General features: G+C 68.9%; 19 protein-coding genes. 10 read left to right on the top strand and 9 right to left on the bottom strand.

The annotated features are described in order from the left end of the window. Positions 1-32 precede the first annotated feature (32 nt). From DDE10_RS17715 to DDE10_RS17705, 3 genes are read left to right on the top strand one after another with little or no spacing between them, the layout of a single operon-like run. Entirely contained in the window at positions 33-1,082 is a 1,050-nt protein-coding gene (locus tag DDE10_RS17715) for an amidohydrolase family protein (protein WP_114954113.1), read from the top strand. Next, positions 1,082-2,713 carry an MFS transporter gene (locus DDE10_RS17710; protein WP_114954112.1) on the top strand — a complete coding sequence of 544 codons (1,632 nt, stop codon included), beginning with the start codon at positions 1,082-1,084 and terminating at the stop codon, positions 2,711-2,713. Before DDE10_RS17715 ends, DDE10_RS17710 begins: the two co-directional genes overlap by 1 nt. Next, the gene (locus DDE10_RS17705) at positions 2,713-3,021 is read left to right on the top strand and encodes a DUF1244 domain-containing protein (RefSeq protein WP_114954111.1); all 309 of its coding nucleotides are present in this window, start codon (positions 2,713-2,715) and stop codon (positions 3,019-3,021) included. Before DDE10_RS17710 ends, DDE10_RS17705 begins: the two co-directional genes overlap by 1 nt. Positions 3,022-3,028: 7 nt before the next feature. Here the strand turns inward: DDE10_RS17705 and DDE10_RS17700 are convergent, their stop codons facing one another. Together DDE10_RS17700 and DDE10_RS17695 are read right to left on the bottom strand one after the other, a co-directional pair. Next, a complete protein-coding gene (locus DDE10_RS17700; RefSeq protein WP_114954140.1) occupies positions 3,029-3,487 on the bottom strand; it encodes a DUF3237 domain-containing protein in 459 nt (152 codons plus the stop codon). Beyond that, positions 3,484-4,977 (bottom strand): lignostilbene-alpha,beta-dioxygenase, encoded by a 1,494-nt coding sequence (locus DDE10_RS17695; protein ID WP_114954110.1) that lies wholly within the window; start codon positions 4,975-4,977, stop codon positions 3,484-3,486. Before DDE10_RS17695 ends, DDE10_RS17700 begins: the two co-directional genes overlap by 4 nt. Positions 4,978-5,057: 80 nt before the next feature. On the opposite strand from DDE10_RS17695, the gene DDE10_RS17690 reads away from it, so the two are divergent. Beyond that, on the top strand, positions 5,058-5,522 hold the full coding sequence (locus DDE10_RS17690) for a Saro_0803 family transcriptional regulator (protein WP_284734743.1): 465 nt from the start codon (positions 5,058-5,060) through the stop codon (positions 5,520-5,522). A gap of 34 nt (positions 5,523-5,556) precedes the next feature. On the opposite strand, the gene DDE10_RS17685 is transcribed toward DDE10_RS17690, so the two are convergent. Genes DDE10_RS17685 through ykgO form a run of 4 tightly spaced genes read right to left on the bottom strand, consistent with a single transcriptional unit; the run spans position 5,557 to position 8,057 of the window. Continuing rightward, positions 5,557-6,444 carry an NAD(P)H-hydrate dehydratase gene (locus DDE10_RS17685; RefSeq protein WP_114954108.1) on the bottom strand — a complete coding sequence of 296 codons (888 nt, stop codon included), beginning with the start codon at positions 6,442-6,444 and terminating at the stop codon, positions 5,557-5,559. Then, a complete protein-coding gene (locus DDE10_RS17680) occupies positions 6,441-7,205 on the bottom strand; it encodes a histidine phosphatase family protein (RefSeq protein ID WP_114954107.1) in 765 nt (254 codons plus the stop codon). Before DDE10_RS17680 ends, DDE10_RS17685 begins: the two co-directional genes overlap by 4 nt. Positions 7,206-7,236: 31 nt before the next feature. Then, entirely contained in the window at positions 7,237-7,872 is a 636-nt protein-coding gene (locus DDE10_RS17675) for an HAD family hydrolase (protein WP_114954106.1), read from the bottom strand. 59 nt (positions 7,873-7,931) lie between these two features. Continuing rightward, positions 7,932-8,057 carry a type B 50S ribosomal protein L36 gene (gene ykgO / locus DDE10_RS17670; RefSeq protein ID WP_006833921.1) on the bottom strand — a complete coding sequence of 42 codons (126 nt, stop codon included), beginning with the start codon at positions 8,055-8,057 and terminating at the stop codon, positions 7,932-7,934. A 218-nt stretch (positions 8,058-8,275) separates the two neighbouring features. Between ykgO and DDE10_RS17665 the strand changes: the two genes are divergently transcribed. From DDE10_RS17665 to gpmA, 4 genes are all read left to right on the top strand, one after another. After that, positions 8,276-8,743 carry an Lrp/AsnC family transcriptional regulator gene (locus DDE10_RS17665; RefSeq protein ID WP_114954105.1) on the top strand — a complete coding sequence of 156 codons (468 nt, stop codon included), beginning with the start codon at positions 8,276-8,278 and terminating at the stop codon, positions 8,741-8,743. 109 nt (positions 8,744-8,852) lie between these two features. Further along, entirely contained in the window at positions 8,853-9,473 is a 621-nt protein-coding gene (locus tag DDE10_RS23545; RefSeq protein WP_162806706.1) for a DUF4136 domain-containing protein, read from the top strand. Then, positions 9,470-10,606, top strand: a complete 1,137-nt coding sequence (locus DDE10_RS17655; RefSeq protein ID WP_114954103.1) for a M14 family metallopeptidase — start codon at positions 9,470-9,472, stop codon at positions 10,604-10,606. The genes DDE10_RS23545 and DDE10_RS17655 overlap by 4 nt, the downstream gene beginning before the upstream one ends. Before the next feature lie 3 nt (positions 10,607-10,609). Then, entirely contained in the window at positions 10,610-11,296 is a 687-nt protein-coding gene (gene gpmA, locus DDE10_RS17650) for a 2,3-diphosphoglycerate-dependent phosphoglycerate mutase (RefSeq protein ID WP_114954102.1), read from the top strand. Between the two features lie 393 nt (positions 11,297-11,689). Here gpmA and DDE10_RS17645 read toward each other — a convergent pair whose 3' ends face one another. After that, entirely contained in the window at positions 11,690-12,301 is a 612-nt protein-coding gene (locus DDE10_RS17645; RefSeq protein ID WP_162806705.1) for a GGDEF domain-containing protein, read from the bottom strand. A gap of 127 nt (positions 12,302-12,428) precedes the next feature. Between DDE10_RS17645 and purE the strand changes: the two genes are divergently transcribed. Both purE and DDE10_RS17635 read left to right on the top strand, forming a co-directional pair. Then, positions 12,429-12,917 carry a 5-(carboxyamino)imidazole ribonucleotide mutase gene (gene purE, locus DDE10_RS17640; RefSeq protein WP_114954101.1) on the top strand — a complete coding sequence of 163 codons (489 nt, stop codon included), beginning with the start codon at positions 12,429-12,431 and terminating at the stop codon, positions 12,915-12,917. Further along, positions 12,914-13,993, top strand: coding sequence for a 5-(carboxyamino)imidazole ribonucleotide synthase (locus DDE10_RS17635; RefSeq protein ID WP_114954100.1), 1,080 nt, complete (start codon positions 12,914-12,916; stop codon positions 13,991-13,993). Before purE ends, DDE10_RS17635 begins: the two co-directional genes overlap by 4 nt. A gap of 147 nt (positions 13,994-14,140) precedes the next feature. Here DDE10_RS17635 and DDE10_RS17630 read toward each other — a convergent pair whose 3' ends face one another. Both DDE10_RS17630 and pyk read right to left on the bottom strand, forming a co-directional pair. Next, positions 14,141-17,074 carry a M16 family metallopeptidase gene (locus DDE10_RS17630; RefSeq protein WP_114954099.1) on the bottom strand — a complete coding sequence of 978 codons (2,934 nt, stop codon included), beginning with the start codon at positions 17,072-17,074 and terminating at the stop codon, positions 14,141-14,143. 115 nt (positions 17,075-17,189) lie between these two features. Then, a complete protein-coding gene (gene pyk, locus DDE10_RS17625) occupies positions 17,190-18,668 on the bottom strand; it encodes a pyruvate kinase (RefSeq protein ID WP_114954098.1) in 1,479 nt (492 codons plus the stop codon). Between the last annotated feature and the right edge of the window lie 2 nt (positions 18,669-18,670).

Genomic DNA, 18,670 nt, shown 5'->3' with positions numbered 1-18,670 from the left:
GAGGGCTAACGTGCTTGTGATTGGGAGAGAGAATGACCCACGAACTGAAGACTCGCGGCGACCGGGGCTATTTGCGGATCGCCACCGAAGAGGCCTTCGCCACCCGCGAGCAGATTGACGGCTATTTGCGGCTGATCCGCGAGGGCAAGGCGGACAAGGGCGTGAAGTCGCTCTGGGGCTTCTACGCCTCGAGCCCGTCCGAGCGGGCCGTCCAGATCCTCGATCGGCTGCTCGATCTCGACGCGCGGCGGATCGCCGACATGGACGCGACCGGGATCGACGTCGCCATCCTGTCGCTCACCGCCCCCGGCGTCCAGGCCTTCGAGGCGGAGGAGGCCAAGGCGATGGTGACGAGGGCCAACGACCATCTCGCCGAGGCGGTGTCGCGCCACCCCGACCGGTTCGTCGGCATGACCTCGATCGCGCCGCAGGATCCCGCCTGGTCGGCCCACGAGATCGCCCGCGGCAAGGAGCTCGGCTTCAAGGGCGTGATGATCAACAGCCACACCCATGGCGAGTATCTCGACAACCCGAAGTTCGACCCGATCTTCCGCGCAGCGGTCGAGGTCGACCAGCTCATCTACATCCACCCCCAGTCGCCGCCGGACCGGATGATCGACCCGATCATCGAGGCCGGGCTCGACGGCGCGATCTTCGGCTTCGGCGTCGAGGTCGGCATGCACCTCTTGCGGATCATCACCAGCGGCGTCTTCGACCGCTATCCGAGCCTGCAGATCGCCGTCGGCCATATGGGCGAAGCGCTGCCCTTCTGGCTCTACCGCCTCGACTACATGCACCAGGCGACGGTGCGCTCGAAGCGCTATCCGTTCATGAAGCCGCTGAAGAAGACCATCTTCGACTATATGCGCGAGAACGTGCTGATCACCACCAGCGGCATGGCCTGGGCTCCGGCGATCAAGTTCAGCCAGGAGGTGCTCGGCGTCGACCGCGTCCTTTACGCGATGGACTATCCCTACGAATATGAGCCGGACGAGGTGCGCACCCACGACCTCCTCGACATATCGGACGAGGACAAGAGGAAGCTGATGCAGACCAACGCCGAGCGGGCGTTCAAGCTCTGATGGCCGCCGCGACGCCGTCCGCCGATCCCCACAAGCTCGGCGGCCGCGTCGCCTGGATAGCGCTCGTGCTCGTCGCCCTCACCCAGGCGATGAGCATGGTCGACCGCCAGATCCTCGCCATCCTGGTCCCTCGGATCAAGGCCGACCTGGGCATCGCCGATGCCGAGATGGGCCTGCTCTACGGCACCGTCTTCGCGCTCTTCTACGCGATGTTCTCGCTGCCGCTCGGCCGCCTCGCCGACGGCTGGATCCGCACCCGGTTGCTCAGCCTGTCGATCATCGGCTGGTCGGCGGCGACCGGCCTCGCCGGCTTCGCCAACAGCTTCGCCTTGCTCGCCTTGTCGAGGCTCGGCGTCGGCATCGGCGAGGCGAGCGTCCAGCCGGCCGGCATGTCGCTCCTCGCCGACAGCTTCCCCAAGGAGAAGCGCGGCATGGTCGCCGCCTGGATGGCGGCGGCGGTCGCACTCGGCCTGGGCGGGGCGCTGCTGCTCGGCGGCGTCACCGCCGACCAGTGGGATTCGGCCTGGCCCGGCGGCGACGGCGCCCCGCTCGGCCTCAAGGGCTGGCAGGCCGCCTTCCTGATCGCGGCGCTGCCCGGCCTCGTCATCGGCTGGCTGCTGTGGCGGCTGCCCGAGCCGCGGCGGGGCGCGGCCGACGGCCTCGCCCCGCATGCCGACCCGCACCCGTTCCGGGCGAGCTGGGGGACGCTGCACGCGATCCTGCCGGTCACCAACTGGATCACCTTCGCCCGCCGCCGTGCCCGGGCGGGGGAATGGGCGGTCAACCTGGTCGGCCTCATTGTCATCGCCGCCGCCATGTACGGCCTCACCGCCTGGACCAACTCGCTCCGCCCGAATGCGCCGCCGCTCGCGCTGGGCGCCTTCTCGATCGGCGGAAACGCCCTGCAATGGCTGATTGTGGGCTTCGGCGCCTATGTCATGCTCAACTGGCTGCAGTCCCTTCGGCTCGGCGACCGGCCCGCTTTCGCCCTCATCGCCGCGTCGCCCGCGACGGTGCTGACCCTGACCATCGCCGCCCTGCAGACGGTGATCAATTACGGGGTGATGGGCTGGACGCCCGCCTATCTGATCCAGCATTTCGACCAGAGCGCCACCGAGGTCGCCCTGCTCTTCGGAACGCTGTCGGCCGCGATCGGCATCGTCGGGCCGATGGTCGCGGGGCCGCTCGCCGACTGGGCGCATGCGCGCATCGGCGGCGGCCGGGTCTATGTCACCCTCGCCTCGCTGGGGATCTCGCCCTTCTTCGGCTTTCTCACCTATACGGCGGACACGCTCACCGGCTTCTATCTGTGGTTCTGCGCCTATTCGATCGCGCTCACCATGTGGCTGCCGTCCATCTATGCGACCATCCTCGACCTGGTGCTGCCGCGGATGCGCGGTATCGTCATCAGCTTCTACATCCTCAGCATGACCATCGTCGGGCTCGGCCTCGGCCCCTATGCGGTCGGGCTAATGAGCGATCTCAACGGCGGCGACCTGGCCTCGGCGATCCTCAACCTCTATTGGCTGGGGCCGATCCTGATCGTGCTGCTGATCGCCCTGATCCGCCGCCTGCCGATCGATGAAGCGCGCCTGCTCGAGCGGGCCCGCGCCGCCGGGGAGCCTGTCTGATGACCAACGATGCCGAGCTCGACGATGATGTCGCCGCCGCCGCCTTCCGGCGGCTGCTGAGCCACCTGCGCCACCGCAGCGACGCCCAGAATGTCGACCTGATGGGCCTGGCCGGATTCTGCCGAAACTGCCTCGCCGACTGGGTCGCCGAGGCCGCCGCCGAGCGCGGCCGGCCGATCGACCGGGAGGCGGCGCGGCAGCTGGTCTACGGCGTGCCTTATTCGGAGTGGAAGGCGAACCAGCCGCCGGCCACGCCCGAGCAGCTGGCGCGGATGGAGGAGAGCGTCGCCCGCAACAAGGGGACGTGACCGTCGCTCAGACGACCTGCCACACCCACAGCCTGATGCCGTCCGCCCATCTTTCGCCGGTGCACAGGAAGAGCGAGCGGTTGAGCCAGTCATGGGGTCCCGCCGGGGCCGTCAGCTGGGGCGAGGTGCGGAAGTAGATGGACGTCGGATCGATGCGCTCGCCCCGCGCCAGCGCCGCCATCACCTCGGGCGGCCCCGAGCGCATGCCGCGGTTGCGGACCTGGATGACGGCGCCGTCGCCCGTGCGCATCGCGTAGATGGCGTCGAGGAGCAGGACGCCGTCCGGCCGAGTCACCTGCCAGTCGGCCCCGCCGGGCAGGATCTCGCCCTCGAGTCTCGGTCCCTTGAACCGCCCGCCGAGGATCGGGATGTAGCGGCGCTCGCCGTCGGGCGCCGCTCCCTGAGCCACCGCCGGCCCGAGCCGCGCCTCCGCCTCGTAGGCGAACTCGACGTCCGGCCGGATCATGCGGCGATCGGCTCGGAGCGATTCGCCGCCGCCTCCAGCCATTCGCCCGGCGCCCAATTGCCGTGGAGGCCGAAGCGCAGGCGTAGCGGCAGCTTGATCGTCGCGATCGGACCCTTCTCGATGGCGAGCGCATCGAACAGCAGCAGGTCGGTGAGGGCGACGTCGAGCCGGTTGGCGAGGGCGACGATATAGCCGTCCCCCTCCGGCGAATCGGCGCTGCGAGGGATGAAGCAGGGCTCCTGCAGCGACGAGGTCGGGCCGACCCACCAGCTCTTGTCCTCCCCGGCCTCCAGGTCGACATGGCCGAGCGTGTTCATGAGCAGGCCGGTGCTGCTGCCGCCCTTCAGGTCGACGGGCTTCGACATGTCGACGACGAGCATCCAGCCGTGCCGATATTTGCGGCCGGCATAGCGGTCGTCGATCCGCGGAAACTCGCCGACCATCTCGGACAGCCGCTCCCGGCTCTCGAACTCGTCGGAATTGGAGGCGAGGTCGACGGTCCAGCGGGTGAGATGCGACTGGGCCTTCATCGGATCGAAGGGGGCGCCGTGGACGTCCGGGAAGAAGGGGAACATGTTCCCCTCGGCCTCCGGCGTGTCGAAGTGGATCCTGGTCCCTTCATTATAGGCGTTCATGACATGGCTGGCGAACAGGTTGGGCGCCTTGAACCAGCGAATATCCTCGGCCGTCGCGCCCTCGCGGCGCGGGACGACACCCAGATAGACGGGCAAGGTGGTGTCGAAGCCGAAATGGGGAAGCCCCTTTTCGAGCCGCTCCAGGCTGCCGATGCTCGGCACGACGTGGAAGACGGCATAATCCCGGGTCATGCCGAAATCGTGCATCATGCAATAATAAGGCAGCTCGAACCAAAGCTCGCGCTTGAGCTCACCCTCCGGGCTGATCTCGTAATAGACGATGTCGCGCGTGCAGATGCCCTTGGCCGCATAGCCGAAGGCGATCATGTCGCCCGTCTCGGGATCGATCTTCGGATGAGCGGTGAAGGTCTCGCCGGTCATCCTGCCGCCGAACTTCGTGTAGCCGACCGTCTCGAGCGTGTTCGGGTCCATGACGACGGCGGGGCTGTCCTCCTTCAGCGCGAGCAGCCGGCCGGCATGCATGATGACGTTGGTGTTGGCGGTCCCGCGAATCCGGCCCTTGACGCTCTCGTCATCGGTCAGCGGGTTGCGATAGGCGCCAAACAGGGCCTTGCCCGCCTCCCGTTCCAGCTTCCACTTGTCGGTATGGACCCAGCGGTGCTTCATCGAGACCTTGCCGTCCTTGAAGCGGAACATGGTCACCTGGCCGTCGCCGTTGAAGGCGATGTCGTCGTCGAGGCGGGGCGGGAATTGCGGATCGGGCTGCACCCTGTAGAAGGCACCGTCGAGATGTGGCGGGACCTCCCCTTCCACCTCGAGGTCGAGAATGTCGGCTTCGAACCTTCCGGGCTTGTTGAAGCCGGTGAATGCGGGAGTCTCAGGAAAATTGGCCAAGGCATCTCTCCTTTTGGCCAATTGTACGCTACGCTCACAATAGGGCCAAGAGGCGGAGTCAGGGGGAGGTGCGGAAAGAAGTGGTAGAATCCGCTGCGAGCAACGTCGTTCCGCCGGTCGACCTCAGCGATGTCGGCGAGATTCGGGACATATTGGGCTTCCACATCCGGCTCGCCTACGTCACCGTCTACCGACATTTCATGGAGACCTTCTCCGACCTCGACCTGACCCAGAAGCAGGTCTCCGTCCTGTGGCTGGTGAGCGACAATCCCGGCGTCGCCCAGACCGACCTCGCCCAGCGCCTGCACATGGATCGGGCGACGACGATGGGAATCATCAACCGACTCGAGGGCCGCGGCCTTCTGCGCCGAGGCCCCTCGCCCCAGGATCGTCGTCGCAAGACGCTCTACCTCACGCCCGCGGGCGAGGAGGTGCTGAAGCGCGCGAAGGCGGCGATCTGGGAGCATGAGAATTGGCTCAAGAGCCGCTTCACCAAGCGCGAGGTGCAGACCCTGATGGGCCTGCTCGACCGCATCCACACCTGAAGGTCAGCTCAGCGAACGCAGGGCGACGGAGCGGTCAGGCCCGGTTATCCGGCAGCAAGCCGGGTATCTCGCCGGGCAGCTCGCGGGCGAGGAAGCCGAGGCGGCCGACCCGGCCGGTCAGCGCCCGCCCCGCCTCGGCGTGGAGCCAGATGCCCCACAGCAAGGCGGTCAGCGTCGGCGCGCCGCGGGCGCACAGGCCGCCGACGATGCCGGACAGGACGTCGCCGCTGCCGGACGTGGCGAGGCCGACGCCGCCGCCTTCGAGCCTGAAGGTCCGTCCGTCGGGATCGGCGACGTAGCTGCAGCCGCCCTTGACCAAAGCGATGGCCCGAAAGCGCCGCGCCGCCTCGCGGACGGCGGCAACCGGATCCGCCTCGACCTCCTCGCGCTCAAGCCCGAGCAGGCGCGCCATCTCGCCGCCATGGGGAAGCAGGATGGTGCCGCCGGACCAAAGGCCGACCTCGCCGGCGAGCTCGGGGAGGCAATCGAGCACCGCCGCATCGAGGACGAGCGGGCAGCAGGCGCCGCAGCCGAGCAGCTCGGCCAGGAGGCGGGTCAAAGGCGGCCCCGACTGCATGCCGCAGCCGATCGCGACCGCCTGCGCCGCCTTGGCCCAGCCGACCAGCGGCGCGATGCCCGCCTCGGCGATGCAGCCCTCCTCCGTCTCGGGATAGCCGATCACCCGGGCTTCCGGCACCGCGACCGCCATCGGCGAGGCGATGCTGGCGGCGGTGCCGATCTGGAGCTTGCCCGCCCCGGCGCGCAGCGCCGAGATGCCGGCGAGCAAGGCGGCGCCGGCCAGCTCCCGGCTGCCGGCGATGACGAGCAGCCGGCCGCGATCCTCCTTGCCCGAATCCTCCGGCACGTGCGGCAGCGGGAAGCGGGCGAGCAGCGCCGAGTCGACCGTCTCGATCCCGCTCATCGCGCGCCCGTGATCGTCTCGGGCTCGGCCGTCACCGGCGCATGGTCGACCTCGAGCGGCGCGGTGAAGTTGTAGCGCACCAGCTGGGGCATGCACTGGCGCTCGTCGTCCGGCTCGAACGCATATTCGCAGATCCCGCAATTGAGCACGGCCCCCTCCTTGTCGATCGCCAGCACGCCGGCCTCGTCAAGCTCCTCGAGGATGTAGCGAAGGCAGAGCACCACCACCTGATGGCAGACGACGAGGACCCGGCGGTCGGCATGATGGAGGCTGACCGTGTCGAGCGCGCTTCTCAGTCTCAGGATGACGTCGGCCCAGCTCTCGCCGCCCGGCGGGCGGTGGTAGAACTTGCCGAGCAGCCGGCGGTGCTCGGCCTGGTCGGGATGCAGGGCACGAATGCCCTCGGTGGTCATCCGGTCGAGGATGCCGAACTCACGCTCGCGCAGCCGCTCGTCGATGATCGGGCCACGCGCGCCGCAGGCGACCCCGCCCGCCCGGCAGATCGCCGCCGCGGTCTCGCGGGCCCGGATGTAAGGCGAGGAGATCACGACCTCCGGCCGCTCTTCCTCGGGCAAAGCGGCGAACCAGTGGCCGACCGCCTCGGCCTGGCGATGGCCCAGTGCGCTGAGCGGCACGTCGACGTCGCGCACGTCGAGCGCGATCATCGGCTCGCCCGCCGCCACGGCTGCGGCGCGGGCGACGTTGCCGGCGCTCTGCCCGTGCCGGATCAGCCAGAGTCGCGAGGGCCATCTTTGTCGCACGGGCGAAACAAAGCGCCACGCGCGGGAAAGTTCAGAGCAGCCCTTCGGCCTCGAGGCGATCGCGCAGATCCGCGGCGGACGTGAACAGGTGCGCGCGCATGCCGACCGCCTCGGCGCCCTCGACGTTGATCAGGCGGTCGTCGACGAAGAGGGCGTCCTGCGGCCTCAGCCGGAACCGGTCGAGCGCGAGGAAGTAGATGGCCGGATCCGGCTTCAGCAGCTTCTCCTCGCCCGAGACGACGATGTCGCGGAACCGGCCGAAGAAGCCGCGCTCCTTGGCATGGAAGGGCGGCCAGAAATCGGCGGAGAAGTTGGTGATCGCATAAAGCGGCACGCCGCGCTCGTGCAGGTCGTCGACGATCGCGTGCACGCCGGGGACGGGGTCGGTGATCGTCTCCCCGAACCTTTCGCCCCAGGCGGCGATCAGATGGGCATATTGCGGGAACTTCTCGGTCAGCTCGGCGGCGGCATCCGCATAGGCGCGGCCTCCGTCCAGCGTCTCGTGCCACTGCCAGAGGCCGACATCGTCGACGAAGCGCATGCGTGCCTCGTCGTCTCCGAGCTGGCGGACCAGGAAGCTGTCCGGATCCCAGCCGTAGAGAACGTTGCCGACGTCGAAGATGACGGCGCACGGTGCGCCGTCCGGAACGGGAATCGCTTCAGGCATGCGATTCGGGCCCTCCCCGCGGACGGGAAGAGGCGAGACGGACGACGTCAAAGCGGGCGTCAGCCCTGGCGGGCCTTGAAGCGGCGGTTCGTCTTGTTGATGACGTAGGTGCGGCCCCGGCGGCGGATCACGCGGCAGTCGCGGTGGCGCGACTTGAGGGACTTCAACGAGTTGCGGATCTTCATGGCCTGGGACGCCCTGCCTGTTCTTCGTGATCTTGTTGCCGGAAAAAGCGAGGCGCTCACCTAGGAAGAGCCGCGTCCCAAGTCAAGCTCGCGGTGAGGGCCTCCTGCGCGCCGCGGCGACCCTCGTGCCACAATTTCTATTGCCCCGATCCTGCAATTTTATTCTAAGAGCGCTACCCGAACATGCCAGTGACGCAATTTTATTGCCAGGAACGATGATGGACCGGACCGATCTAAAGATTCTCGCCATCCTGCAAGAGGATTGCTCGCTGCCGGTGGCGGAGGTCGCCTCGCGCGTGAACCTGTCGCAGACGCCCTGCTGGCGGCGGATCCAGCGGCTCGAGGCGCAGGGCGTCATCCAGCGCCGGGTGGCGATCCTCGATCCCGAATCGGTCGGCTTCGACCTTTCGGTCTTCATCGAGATCGAAGCGGCCGATCATTCGCCGGAATGGCTGGACCGCTTCGCCCGCACGGTGGCGGCGATGCCCGAGGTCATGGAGGTCTACCGGATGGCCGGCGACGTCGACTATCTGCTCCGGGTCGCGGTCGGCAGCATGGGGGAATATGATGATTTCTACCGCCGGCTGATCGCCGAGGTGCCGCTCAAGAACGTCACTTCCCGCTTCGCCATGGAGCGGGTGAAGAGCACCACCGCCTATCCGATCCAGCGCCAGCTCCAGGCCTGAGCGCCTTTCGATCCTGCGCGCCGAGGACGATGCAGCAAAAGCGCCGGAGAGTCGTTACACCTCCCATATGGTTGCGCGCCCCGGCAGGATCGCGGTGAAGGAGTTGGCAATGAGGAAGTTCATACCGGCCGCGACGGCGCTGGCAGCGGCCCTGCTGATCGCCGGCTGTCAGACCACCGACCAGGGATCGGGCGTGAGACAGGGCGCCAATGTCGCCCGCTTCCATCTCGGCCAGCCGATCGCGCGCGGCGAGATCAGGGTCGAGCCCGCCGACGCCGCCCAGGCGGGCAGCCTTCAATTCTCGCAGCAGGCCAGTGCGGTCGAGCGCGAGCTCGCCCGCCTCGGCTGGACCGTGGCTCGCGAGAATGCGACGTCCGAACAGGTGGCGGTGGTCCGCGTCGACCAGAGCAGCCGCCCCGCCGGCCGGTCCGGATCGGGTCTCAGTATCGGGATCGGCGGCGGCTCGGGCGGCTGGCGGGGCGGCGGCGTCGGAGTCGGGGTCGGCGCGACCATTCCGGTCGGCGGCCGGCCGAGCGACATCGTCACCACGCAGCTCGAGGTGCGGATACAGCGCCGATCGGATGCGACCGTCGCCTGGGAGGGGCGCGCCGACCTCGAGTCGCGAGCGGATTCGCCGCTCGCGAGCCCCGCGGCCGCGGTCGATCGGTTGGCCGAAGCCCTGTTTCGGGACTTCCCCGGCGAGTCCGGCCAGACTATGCGCGTCCGATGACCCTTAACGTATCGTCCGCCTTCGACGGCGGAAACATCCGCCTGCTGGCCGCCGAAAGCGATCGCATCGATCTCGAAATCCTTCGCGACCACCAGTCCGATTTCTACCAGTGGTTCTACTTCCGGCTCACCGGCGCCGGCGGCCGGCCGCTCGAGCTGCGCCTGACCAACGCCGGGGGCGCCGCCTACGCCCATGGCTGGTCGGGTTACCGGGCCTGCATGTCCTACGATCGCGAGGAATGGGAGCGGGTCGACACCGATTACGAGGACGGGGTCGTCACCATCCGGGTGACGCCGGCATCGGACAGCGTCTGGTTCGCCTATTTCGCGCCCTATACCATGGAGCGGCACCACGATCTGGTCGCCTCCGTCGCGGCCGAGCCGGGGATCCACTATCGCTCGCTCGGCCAGACCCTGGACGGGCAGGAGCTGGACTATTTCCGATTTGGCGAAGGCCCGCTCCAGGTCTGGCTCTACGCCCGCCAGCATCCCGGCGAGACCATGGCCGAATGGTGGATGGAAGGCGCGCTCGAACGGCTTCTCGACGATGCCGATCCGGTCAGCCGCCGCCTGCGCGAGAAGGCGACCTTCCACGTCGTTCCGAACATGAACCCGGACGGATCCCGCCGCGGCCACCTGCGCACCAACGCGGCCGGCGTGAACCTCAACCGGGAATGGCATGCACCGAGCCTCGAGCGCAGCCCGGAAGTCTATCACGTGCTGGAGGCGATGAAGGAGACCGGGGTCGACTTCGCGATGGACGTGCATGGCGACGAAGCGATCGCCGCCAACTTCCTCGCCGGCTTCGAGGGTATTCCGGGATGGAAGAAGGCCCAGCAGGACCTGTTCGACGCGTTCGCCGACGCGCTGGTCGCGGCCTCGCCCGACTTCCAGACGGCCAAGGGCTATGAGATACCCCGGCCCGGCGAAGCCAATCTCTCGATGTCGACCGCGCAGCTCGCCGAGCGGTTCGGCGCCGTCTCGATGACGCTCGAAATGCCGTTCAAGGACAATGACGACCTTCCCGACCCGACCTACGGCTGGTCGCCGGAGCGGTGCCGGCTGCTCGCCCGCTCCTGCCTCGACGCGCTTTACGCGATCATCGACCGGGTTGGCGCCTACAGGGGCCGATAGACCATGCCGCGTCTCGTCCTCATCCGGCACGGCCAGTCGGCCTGGAATCTCGAGAACCGCTTCACCGGCTGGTGGGACGTCGATCTCACCGACCAGGGAAGGAAGGAAGCGAAGGCGGCGGGCGAGCTGCTCGGCGCCCGCGGCATGGATTTCGACCTGTGCTTCACCAGCCTCCAGACCCGGGCGATCAAGACGCTCCACATCGCCCTCGAGGCGATGGGCCGGCTCTGGCTGCCCGAGGAGAAGGACTGGCGGCTGAACGAGCGCCATTATGGTGGCCTCACCGGGCTCGACAAGGCGGAGACCGCGGCCAAGCATGGCGACGAGCAGGTCCATATCTGGCGCCGCTCCTTCGACATTCCGCCCCCGGCGATGGAATCCGGGAGCGATTTCGACCTGACCAACGACCGCCGCTATGCCGGGATCGAGGTGCCGGCGACGGAGAGCCTCAAGGACACGATCGCCCGGGTGCTGCCTTATTGGGAAGGCCGCATCGCCCCCGCGCTGCGGGCCAGCGAGCGGGTGCTGATCTCGGCCCACGGCAATTCGCTGCGCGCGCTGGTCAAGCATCTCTCTGGAATCGCCGACGAGGCGATCACCGGTCTCGAAATCCCCACCGGCCAGCCGATCGTCTACGAGCTCGACGACGGGCTGCGCGAGATCGAGCGTTATTACCTGAAGGATCGCTAGCCGGCTTCGGAGAATGCGCGCCGCGACCAAATTGACGACTCCCTGGGGGTCGTCAATTTCGTCAATTTCGAACGCGCGCGCCGCGTTTGTGGAATGCACCCCTGGAATGAGACAGGGGTAAAGTGACGAAGGTGACGGGTGCCATCGGGCCCGCTTGCGCGGCCGCGGACGTGCAGGACGTCTCTCGCCCCCGCGCGGCGCGGGGGCGTGGTGCGCGGCGCCTCGCCTGGGCGCGCGAGGCGCTGCCGGCAGGAGCCGCTCTTTTCGTCTGACAATGTCAAAGCGTGGGGATTCGCCTCCGTGCGCTCCGCCGCAGCGGTGGGGGCACGGGAGCGTCAGGCATAGCCGAGAATGCGGAACAAGTCAAGAACATCTTGCCCGCAGCGGCCGGCGTCAGAATTCCTTCACCCGCTCCAGATTGCGTTGGGCGCGGGCCAGCACGTCTCCGGCCTCGTCGCCGGGGAGGATGGTGGCGACTCCGACGATCGCCTCCAGCGCGACCTGGGCACGGCCGAGGTCGAGCGGATGGGCGGCGATGAACTGGGCGATGCGTTCGCCGGTATCCACCGCGGAATCCGGATCGAGATGGTCGAGCAGCAGGGCGAAGCCGGCGCCGGACCGGGCGGCGCTGTCGCTCGCGCGGATGAGCTGGCCGAGCAGGCGCGCGACATGGGACAGAGCGGCGTCGCCGGCGATCCGGCCATGCCGATCGTTGATCGAGGCGAGACCGCGCAGGTCAATCATGATGAGCGCCGAGGGGGTGCCATGGCGGCCCGCCTGGCTTACCGCGCGCTCGAGCTGCCGGGCCAGTGACCGTTCGCCGGGAAGACCGGTCACCGGATCGGTGTCGGCGGCCTGCTCGAGATCGCCGATGCGGGCGCGAGTGTCGGCGAGCGCCGCGCGGAGCAGCGCATTCTCTTCCTGCAGCCGCTCGATCGCGCCGCGCACCTCGGGGGTCAGCTGGTCGGCCGGAACGCCGTGATCCGGATCGTCGACTGGAATCATCTGCTCGTATCTCCGCGGCGAAGATAGCCCGGCGAGGTTAACAAGCCGCGAAGCCGCGCGCCCGCGATTGCCGAAGCGCGGAGCGCTGGTTAAGGAATGGCGCTTCGCGCTCCACGCAAGGCAGGACATGGAAGACGAAGCGCCTCTGGTCGGCATCATCATGGGCAGCCGCTCGGATTGGGAAACGATGCGGCATGCCGCCGACATGCTCGCCGCCCTCGGCGTGCCGCACGAGACGCGCGTCGTCTCCGCCCATCGCACGCCGCAGCGCCTCTACGATTATGCCACCGGCGCCGTCGGGCGAGGCCTCAAGGTGATCATCGCCGGCGCCGGCGGGGCCGCGCACTTGCCGGGGATGACGGCATCGATGACCCGCCTTCCGGTGCTGGGCGTCCCGGTGGGATCGGCGGCCTTGTCCGGGCTCGACAGCCTGCTGTCCATCGTCCAGATGCCGTCGGGCGTGCCGGTAGGAACGCTCGCCATCGGCAAGGCCGGCGCCGCCAATGCCGGCCTGCTCGCCGCCGCCATCCTCGCCACCACCGACGACGCGCTGGCGGCGCGCCTCGACGCCTGGCGGGAGACGCAGACGCAAGCGGTCGCGCTTTCGCCCGAATGAGCATCCCGCCCGGCTCCACGATCGGGATCGTCGGCGGCGGCCAGCTCGGCCGAATGCTCGCCATGGCGGCGGCGCAGCTCGGCTATCGCTGCCATGTCTACGCCCCGGACGAGGCACCGCCCGCGGCGGAGGTCGCCGCCTTCTTCACCCGCGGCCGCTACGAGGACGAGGCGGCCTTGCGTCAGTTCGGCCGCGAGGTCGACGTCGTGACCTATGAATTCGAGAATATCGCCGCGGGACCGTTGGCGGCCATCGTCGACGAAGCACCGCTCTTTCCGCCGCGGCGCGCACTCGAGATCGGGCAGGACCGGCTGACGGAAAAGGCCTTCATCGAGGCGCAAGGCGGCCGTCCGGCCGGCTATCGCGGCGTCGGCAGCCGAAGCGAGCTCGACACGGCCCTGGCCGAGCTGGGCACGCCGGCTATCCTGAAGACGCGCCGCTTCGGCTATGACGGCAAGGGGCAGGTCCGCATCGACGCGCCGGACGAGGCGGAAGCGGCCTGGGCAGCGGTGAAGGGCGCGCCCTGCGTGCTCGAGGCCTTCGTCCCCTTCGACACCGAATTCTCGATCCTGCTGTGCCGATCGAGCCGGGGCGAAACGGTCACGTGGGATGCGCCGCACAACGTGCATCGCCGCGGGATCCTCGACCGCTCGTCGGTGCCGACCGATGCCGCGCTCGCCCCCGCCGTCGAGGCGGCGACGGCGCTGGCCGTCCGGGTGGCGGGGGCGCTCGATTATGTCGGCGTCCTGGCCATGGAGTTCTTCGCGCTGGGCGACGCGGCGCTGTTCAACGAGATGGCGCCGCGGGTCCACAATAGCGGCCACTGGACGATCGAGGGCGCGCTCACCTCGCAGTTCGAGAACCATGTCCGCGCGATCTGCGGCCTTCCGCTCGGCGCGACGACGCGGGCCGCGCCGGGGGTCGAGATGCGCAACCTGATCGGCGACGACGTCCATGGCTGGGCGGAGGCCCTCGCCGACCCGGCCGCGCACCTGCACCTCTACGGCAAGGGCGAAGCCCGGCCCGGGCGGAAGATGGGCCATGTCACCCGCTTGATCGGCCTCGGCGACAGCTGAGCCTCCCCCGGCTGCGGAGCAAGGGATCGGGACCTTTCATGCCCCGGCGCAGCCCCTTCCCGCGCCGAACCCCTCTCCCTACCCTCCCCGCCGGGGAGAGGGCCAAGAGGGGATGCCGGCCGCCGCACTTGACCGTGCGGGTCGAGCTTATTGCAGCTCCATCACCTCGACCGGCAGGCCGAGCCGCTCCAGCTGCGGCCGCACCTGGGAAGCGTCGCCGACGACCACCCAGACCAGGCTGGAGGGATCGACCGCCTGGCGCGCGGCGCGGTCGAGGGCGGCAGCGGTGAGCGCCCGATAGCGGCCCGGCAGCGTCTCCTGATAGCCGTCGGGACGATCGTAGAGGTCGTTCTCGATGATCGCGTCGAGCACGGCGCCGGAAGTCTCGTAGCTGCCGGGAAGGCCCCGGACGCTGCCGTTGACGATCCGCTCCAGTTCCTCGGCGGTGACGCCGCGGTCGCCGATGAAGGCGGTGAGCTGCTGCCGAAGCGCGGCGATAGACTCGCCGGTCCGGTTCGTCTGCACCGGTGCGAAGACCATGAACGGGCTGCGCTGCTGGACCCGATTGACGAAGGAGAAGGCGCCATAGCCCCATCCCTTGGTCTCGCGGATGTCCATGTTCAGGCGCGCCGACGCCTGTCCGCCGATCGCGTCGTTGGCGGCGAGCAGCGGCAGCATGTCGTCCGTGCCCCGGAGCGGCATGACGGTGCCGGCGAGGATCATCGACTGGGGCGATTGCGGGCGATCGACCAGAATGATCCGCGAGCGGGCCGGCGGCACCGAAGCGGCGAAATTCTTGGTGCCGCGCGGCGTCGCCGGGGCCTGCCAGGATCCGAACCGCTCGTTGAGCAAGGCGGTGATCTCCTCGAGCGTGGTATCGCCGACGACGAAGATCTCGAGATTGTCCGGCCGCAGCCAGCCCTGATGGGCGCCGACGATGTCGTCACGCGTGATCGCCTGCGCCGACGCGGCGGTGCCCGAACCGGTGAACGGCACGCCATAGGGATGCTGCGGCCCGTAGAGCAAAGGCGGCAGCGTCCTGAGCGCGATGCCGACCGGCTGGGTCTGCTCGCTGGAGATCGTCGCCAGCCGCTGGGCCCGCAGACGCTCGATCTCGCTCGGCGCAAAGGCCGGATTCTTGACGATGTCGGCGAGCAGGTCGAGCGACGGAGCGAGATTGGTGCGCAGGGCGGCGAGGCTGACCGACGTCCGATCGATCGAGGCGCCGCTGCCGATGACGGCGCCGAGCCTCTCTTCCTCCTCGGCGATCTGGACCGAGCTGCGGGTGGTCGTACCCTCGTCCAGCAGACCCGCCATCAGGCTCTGCAGGCCCTCGCGCCCTTCCGGATCCGCCGCATAGCCGGCGTCGAACTGGAGCGAGACGCGGACGACCGGCACCGTGGTGCGGCGGGCGAAGGCGATCCGGACGCCGTTCGACAGGGTCGAACGCTGGACGTCCGGGAATTCGAGGTCGCGGATCGGCCCCACTTCGGGGATTCTCGAACGATCGACCTGCATGAAGGTGCGGGGACCGTGCGCCGCGTCGGTGCCGGCGGTGCGCGGCATCGGCGCGAGCGGCTGCTCGCCGGGCTCCGGCGTCCGGAAATAGCGGGGAGCCTGGGTGGCGCCGCCGCCGTTGCGGCCACCGGCCGCTTCCTCATACGCCTCGCGCTCGCCGGGGACGACGTGCAGGGCGTAGACCGGCCGGGTCAGCCAGGTCTGCAGCGCCTGACGGACCTCCGCCGGCGTCGCCGCCGCATATTCGGCGAGCTCGCGCCGATAGTGGCTGGGGTCGCTCATGTAGAGCGTGCCTTCGGCCAGGGCGACCGCCTTGCCGCCGAAGCCGCCGACCTGCTCGAGGCCGCGGATGCGCCCGGCGAGCGTCTGCATGACGACGCGGCGCACCTCGTCCTCGGTCGGGCCGTTCTGGACGAAGTCGGCGATGATCTCGTCGAGACGGCGGGACACCTGATCGGCGTCCACGCCAGGCTTCACGTCGACGGTCACCTCGAAGAGGCTGACGCGCTGGAAATCCTGCACGCTGGCGGTGACGCCGACCGCGGTCTGCTCGCCGCGAACGAGGGCGTTGTCGAGGCGCGAGCTGGCAAGGCCGCCGAGCACGCTGGCGGCGATATCCAGCGGAACCAGATCGGTATGGCCGATGCCCGGCACCGCCCAGTTCCGGTAGAGGCGGGTGGTGGCGACACGGTCCTGCATCACCTGATCGACGCGCGCCGCCAGCGTCGGCACGTCGGCCTGCGCCGGCACGTTCTCGGGGCCGCGCGGAATGTCGCCGAAATATCGCTGGACGAGCTGGCGCGCCGTCGCGGTATCGATGTCGCCGGCCAGAACGAGCACGGCGTTGTTCGGGCCGTAATTGTCGCGGAACCACTGATGGACCGTCTCGAGCGTCGCCGCGTCGAGGTCCGCCATCGAGCCGATCGTCGAGTGCCGATAGGGATGGCCTTCGGGGAAGAGCGCCTCGAGCTGGGCATATTCGACGAGACCGTAAGGCTGGTTGTCGCCCTGCCTCTTCTCGTTCTGCACGACCCCGATCTGGTTGCGCAGTTTCTCCTCGGTCACCGCTCCGAGCAGATGGCCCATCCGATCGCTCTCGAGGAACAAAGCCGTCTCCAGCGCCGGCGTCGGCACCGTCTCGAAATAGTTGGTGCGATCGAACCAGGTCGTGCCGTTCCAATCGGTGGCGCCGACCGCCTCGAGCCGCGGGAAGAAATTGCCCGGCGCATTCTCCGAGCCGTAGAACATCATATGCTCGAACAGATGGGCGAAGCCGGTGCGGCCGGCCGGCTCGTCCTTCGAGCCTACATTGTACCAGACGGACACCGCGACCACGGGCGCCTTGCGATCCTCGTGGACGACGACGCGCAGCCCGTTGTCGAGGGTGAAGGTCTCATAGGGAATATCCACGCCGGCGAGGAGCTGGCCAAGCGCCGGATCCATCGGCGCGCCGCCGGGCGCCGTCGCCGCGGCGGCGGGCGCCGCCTCGTTCGCCGTCGTCGCCGCGCAGCCTGCCAGCGAGACGCCCGCGGCAATGGCAAGAGCCGTCAATAGCTTACGCATGGTGTTCCCCTGAATGCTATGGCCGCGGACACTAATGCGCCGCGCCGCATAGGCAATACGCTTCGTCTCAAAAAAGCCGTGCAAGCCAGCGATTTCCGCGGCCGCCCCGCCCGCTTCAGCTCGGTCGATAGCGGGCCAGCTCGTCGCCGATCAGGCGCGCGACATGGACGACGTTGGTCGATCCCGGCGTGCCGAACGGGACGCCGGCGGTGACGATGATCCGGTCGCCGGACCGGGCGACGCTGTGGCGAAGCGCCATGCGCTTCGACTTGCCGACCATCTCCTCGAAGCTGCCGACATCGCGGGTGCGCACGGCATGGGCGCCCCAGAGCAGGCCGAGGCGGCGAGCGGTCTTGAGCGAAGGGGTGAGCACGAGCAGCGGCACCGTCGGGCGCTCGCGCGCCATGCGCCAGGCGGTCGAGCCCGAGCTCGTGAAGCAGACGATCGCCGAGGCGTCGACGGTCCGCACGATCTGGGCGGCGGCGCGGGCGATGGCGTCGTTGGTCGTCGCATCGGGCAGCGTCTCGGTGAAATGGACCCGGGCATGATGGGTCGGATCCGATTCGGCGCTGGTGGCGATCCGGTTCATCATCGCCACCGCCTCGAGCGGGTATTTGCCCGAGGCGCTCTCGGCCGAAAGCATGATCGCATCGGCGCCGTCATAGACGGCGGTGGCCACGTCCGACACCTCCGCGCGGGTCGGCGAGGGCGACTGGATCATCGATTCGAGCATCTGCGTCGCGACCACCACCGGACGACCGAGGCGGCGCGCGGCCTCGACGATCCTCTTCTGGAGCGGCGGCACGTCCTCCGGCGGAAGCTCGACGCCGAGATCGCCGCGAGCGACCATGACGGCATCGGCCAGCTCCAATATGCCTTCCAGCCGGTCGACCGCCGCCGGCTTCTCGATCTTGGCGAGGAGGGCGGCCTTGCCGCCGATCAGCCGGCGCGCCTCGGCGACGTCCTCGGGCCGCTGCACGAACGACAGCGCGATCCAATCGACGCCCTGCTCGAGGGCGAAGACGAGGTCGGACCGGTCCTTCTCGGTCAGCGCCGCCAGCGGCAGCAGCACGTCGGGCAGGTTCAGGCCCTTGTTGTTCGAGATGGTGCCGCCCACCTCGACCACCGTCTCGATCCGCGCATCGTCCGCTTCGACGACCCGGAAGACCAGCTTGCCGTCGTCGACGAGCAAGCGGGCGTCGGGCCTCACCGCCTCGAAGATCTCGCGATGCGGCAAAGTCACCCGGTCCGAATCGCCTTCGGCGGGATCGCGATCGAAGACGAAGCGCTGGCCGTTGCGAAGCTCGGCGCGATCGGCCTTGAAGCGGCCGACGCGCAGCTTCGGCCCCTGCAGGTCGGCCATGATCGTGGTCGGACGCTCGAGCTCCGCCTCCAGCCCGCGGATCGCGGCGATGCGCCGCGCATGGTCGGCATGATCGCCGTGGCTCATGTTGATCCGGAAGGCGTCGGCCCCGGCCTCGGCGAGCTGGCGGATCATCTGCGGATCGTCGCTGGCCGGGCCGAGGGTCGCGAGGATCCGCACCTTGCGGCTGCGCGGGACGAACCGGCTGGGCGTCGTCTCTTTTCTCGACATCG

This window comes from Sphingosinicella terrae (assembly GCF_003347635.1).
GTDB lineage: Bacteria > Pseudomonadota > Alphaproteobacteria > Sphingomonadales > Sphingomonadaceae > Allosphingosinicella > Allosphingosinicella terrae.
This window is presented reverse-complemented; position numbering and strand designations above follow the sequence as displayed.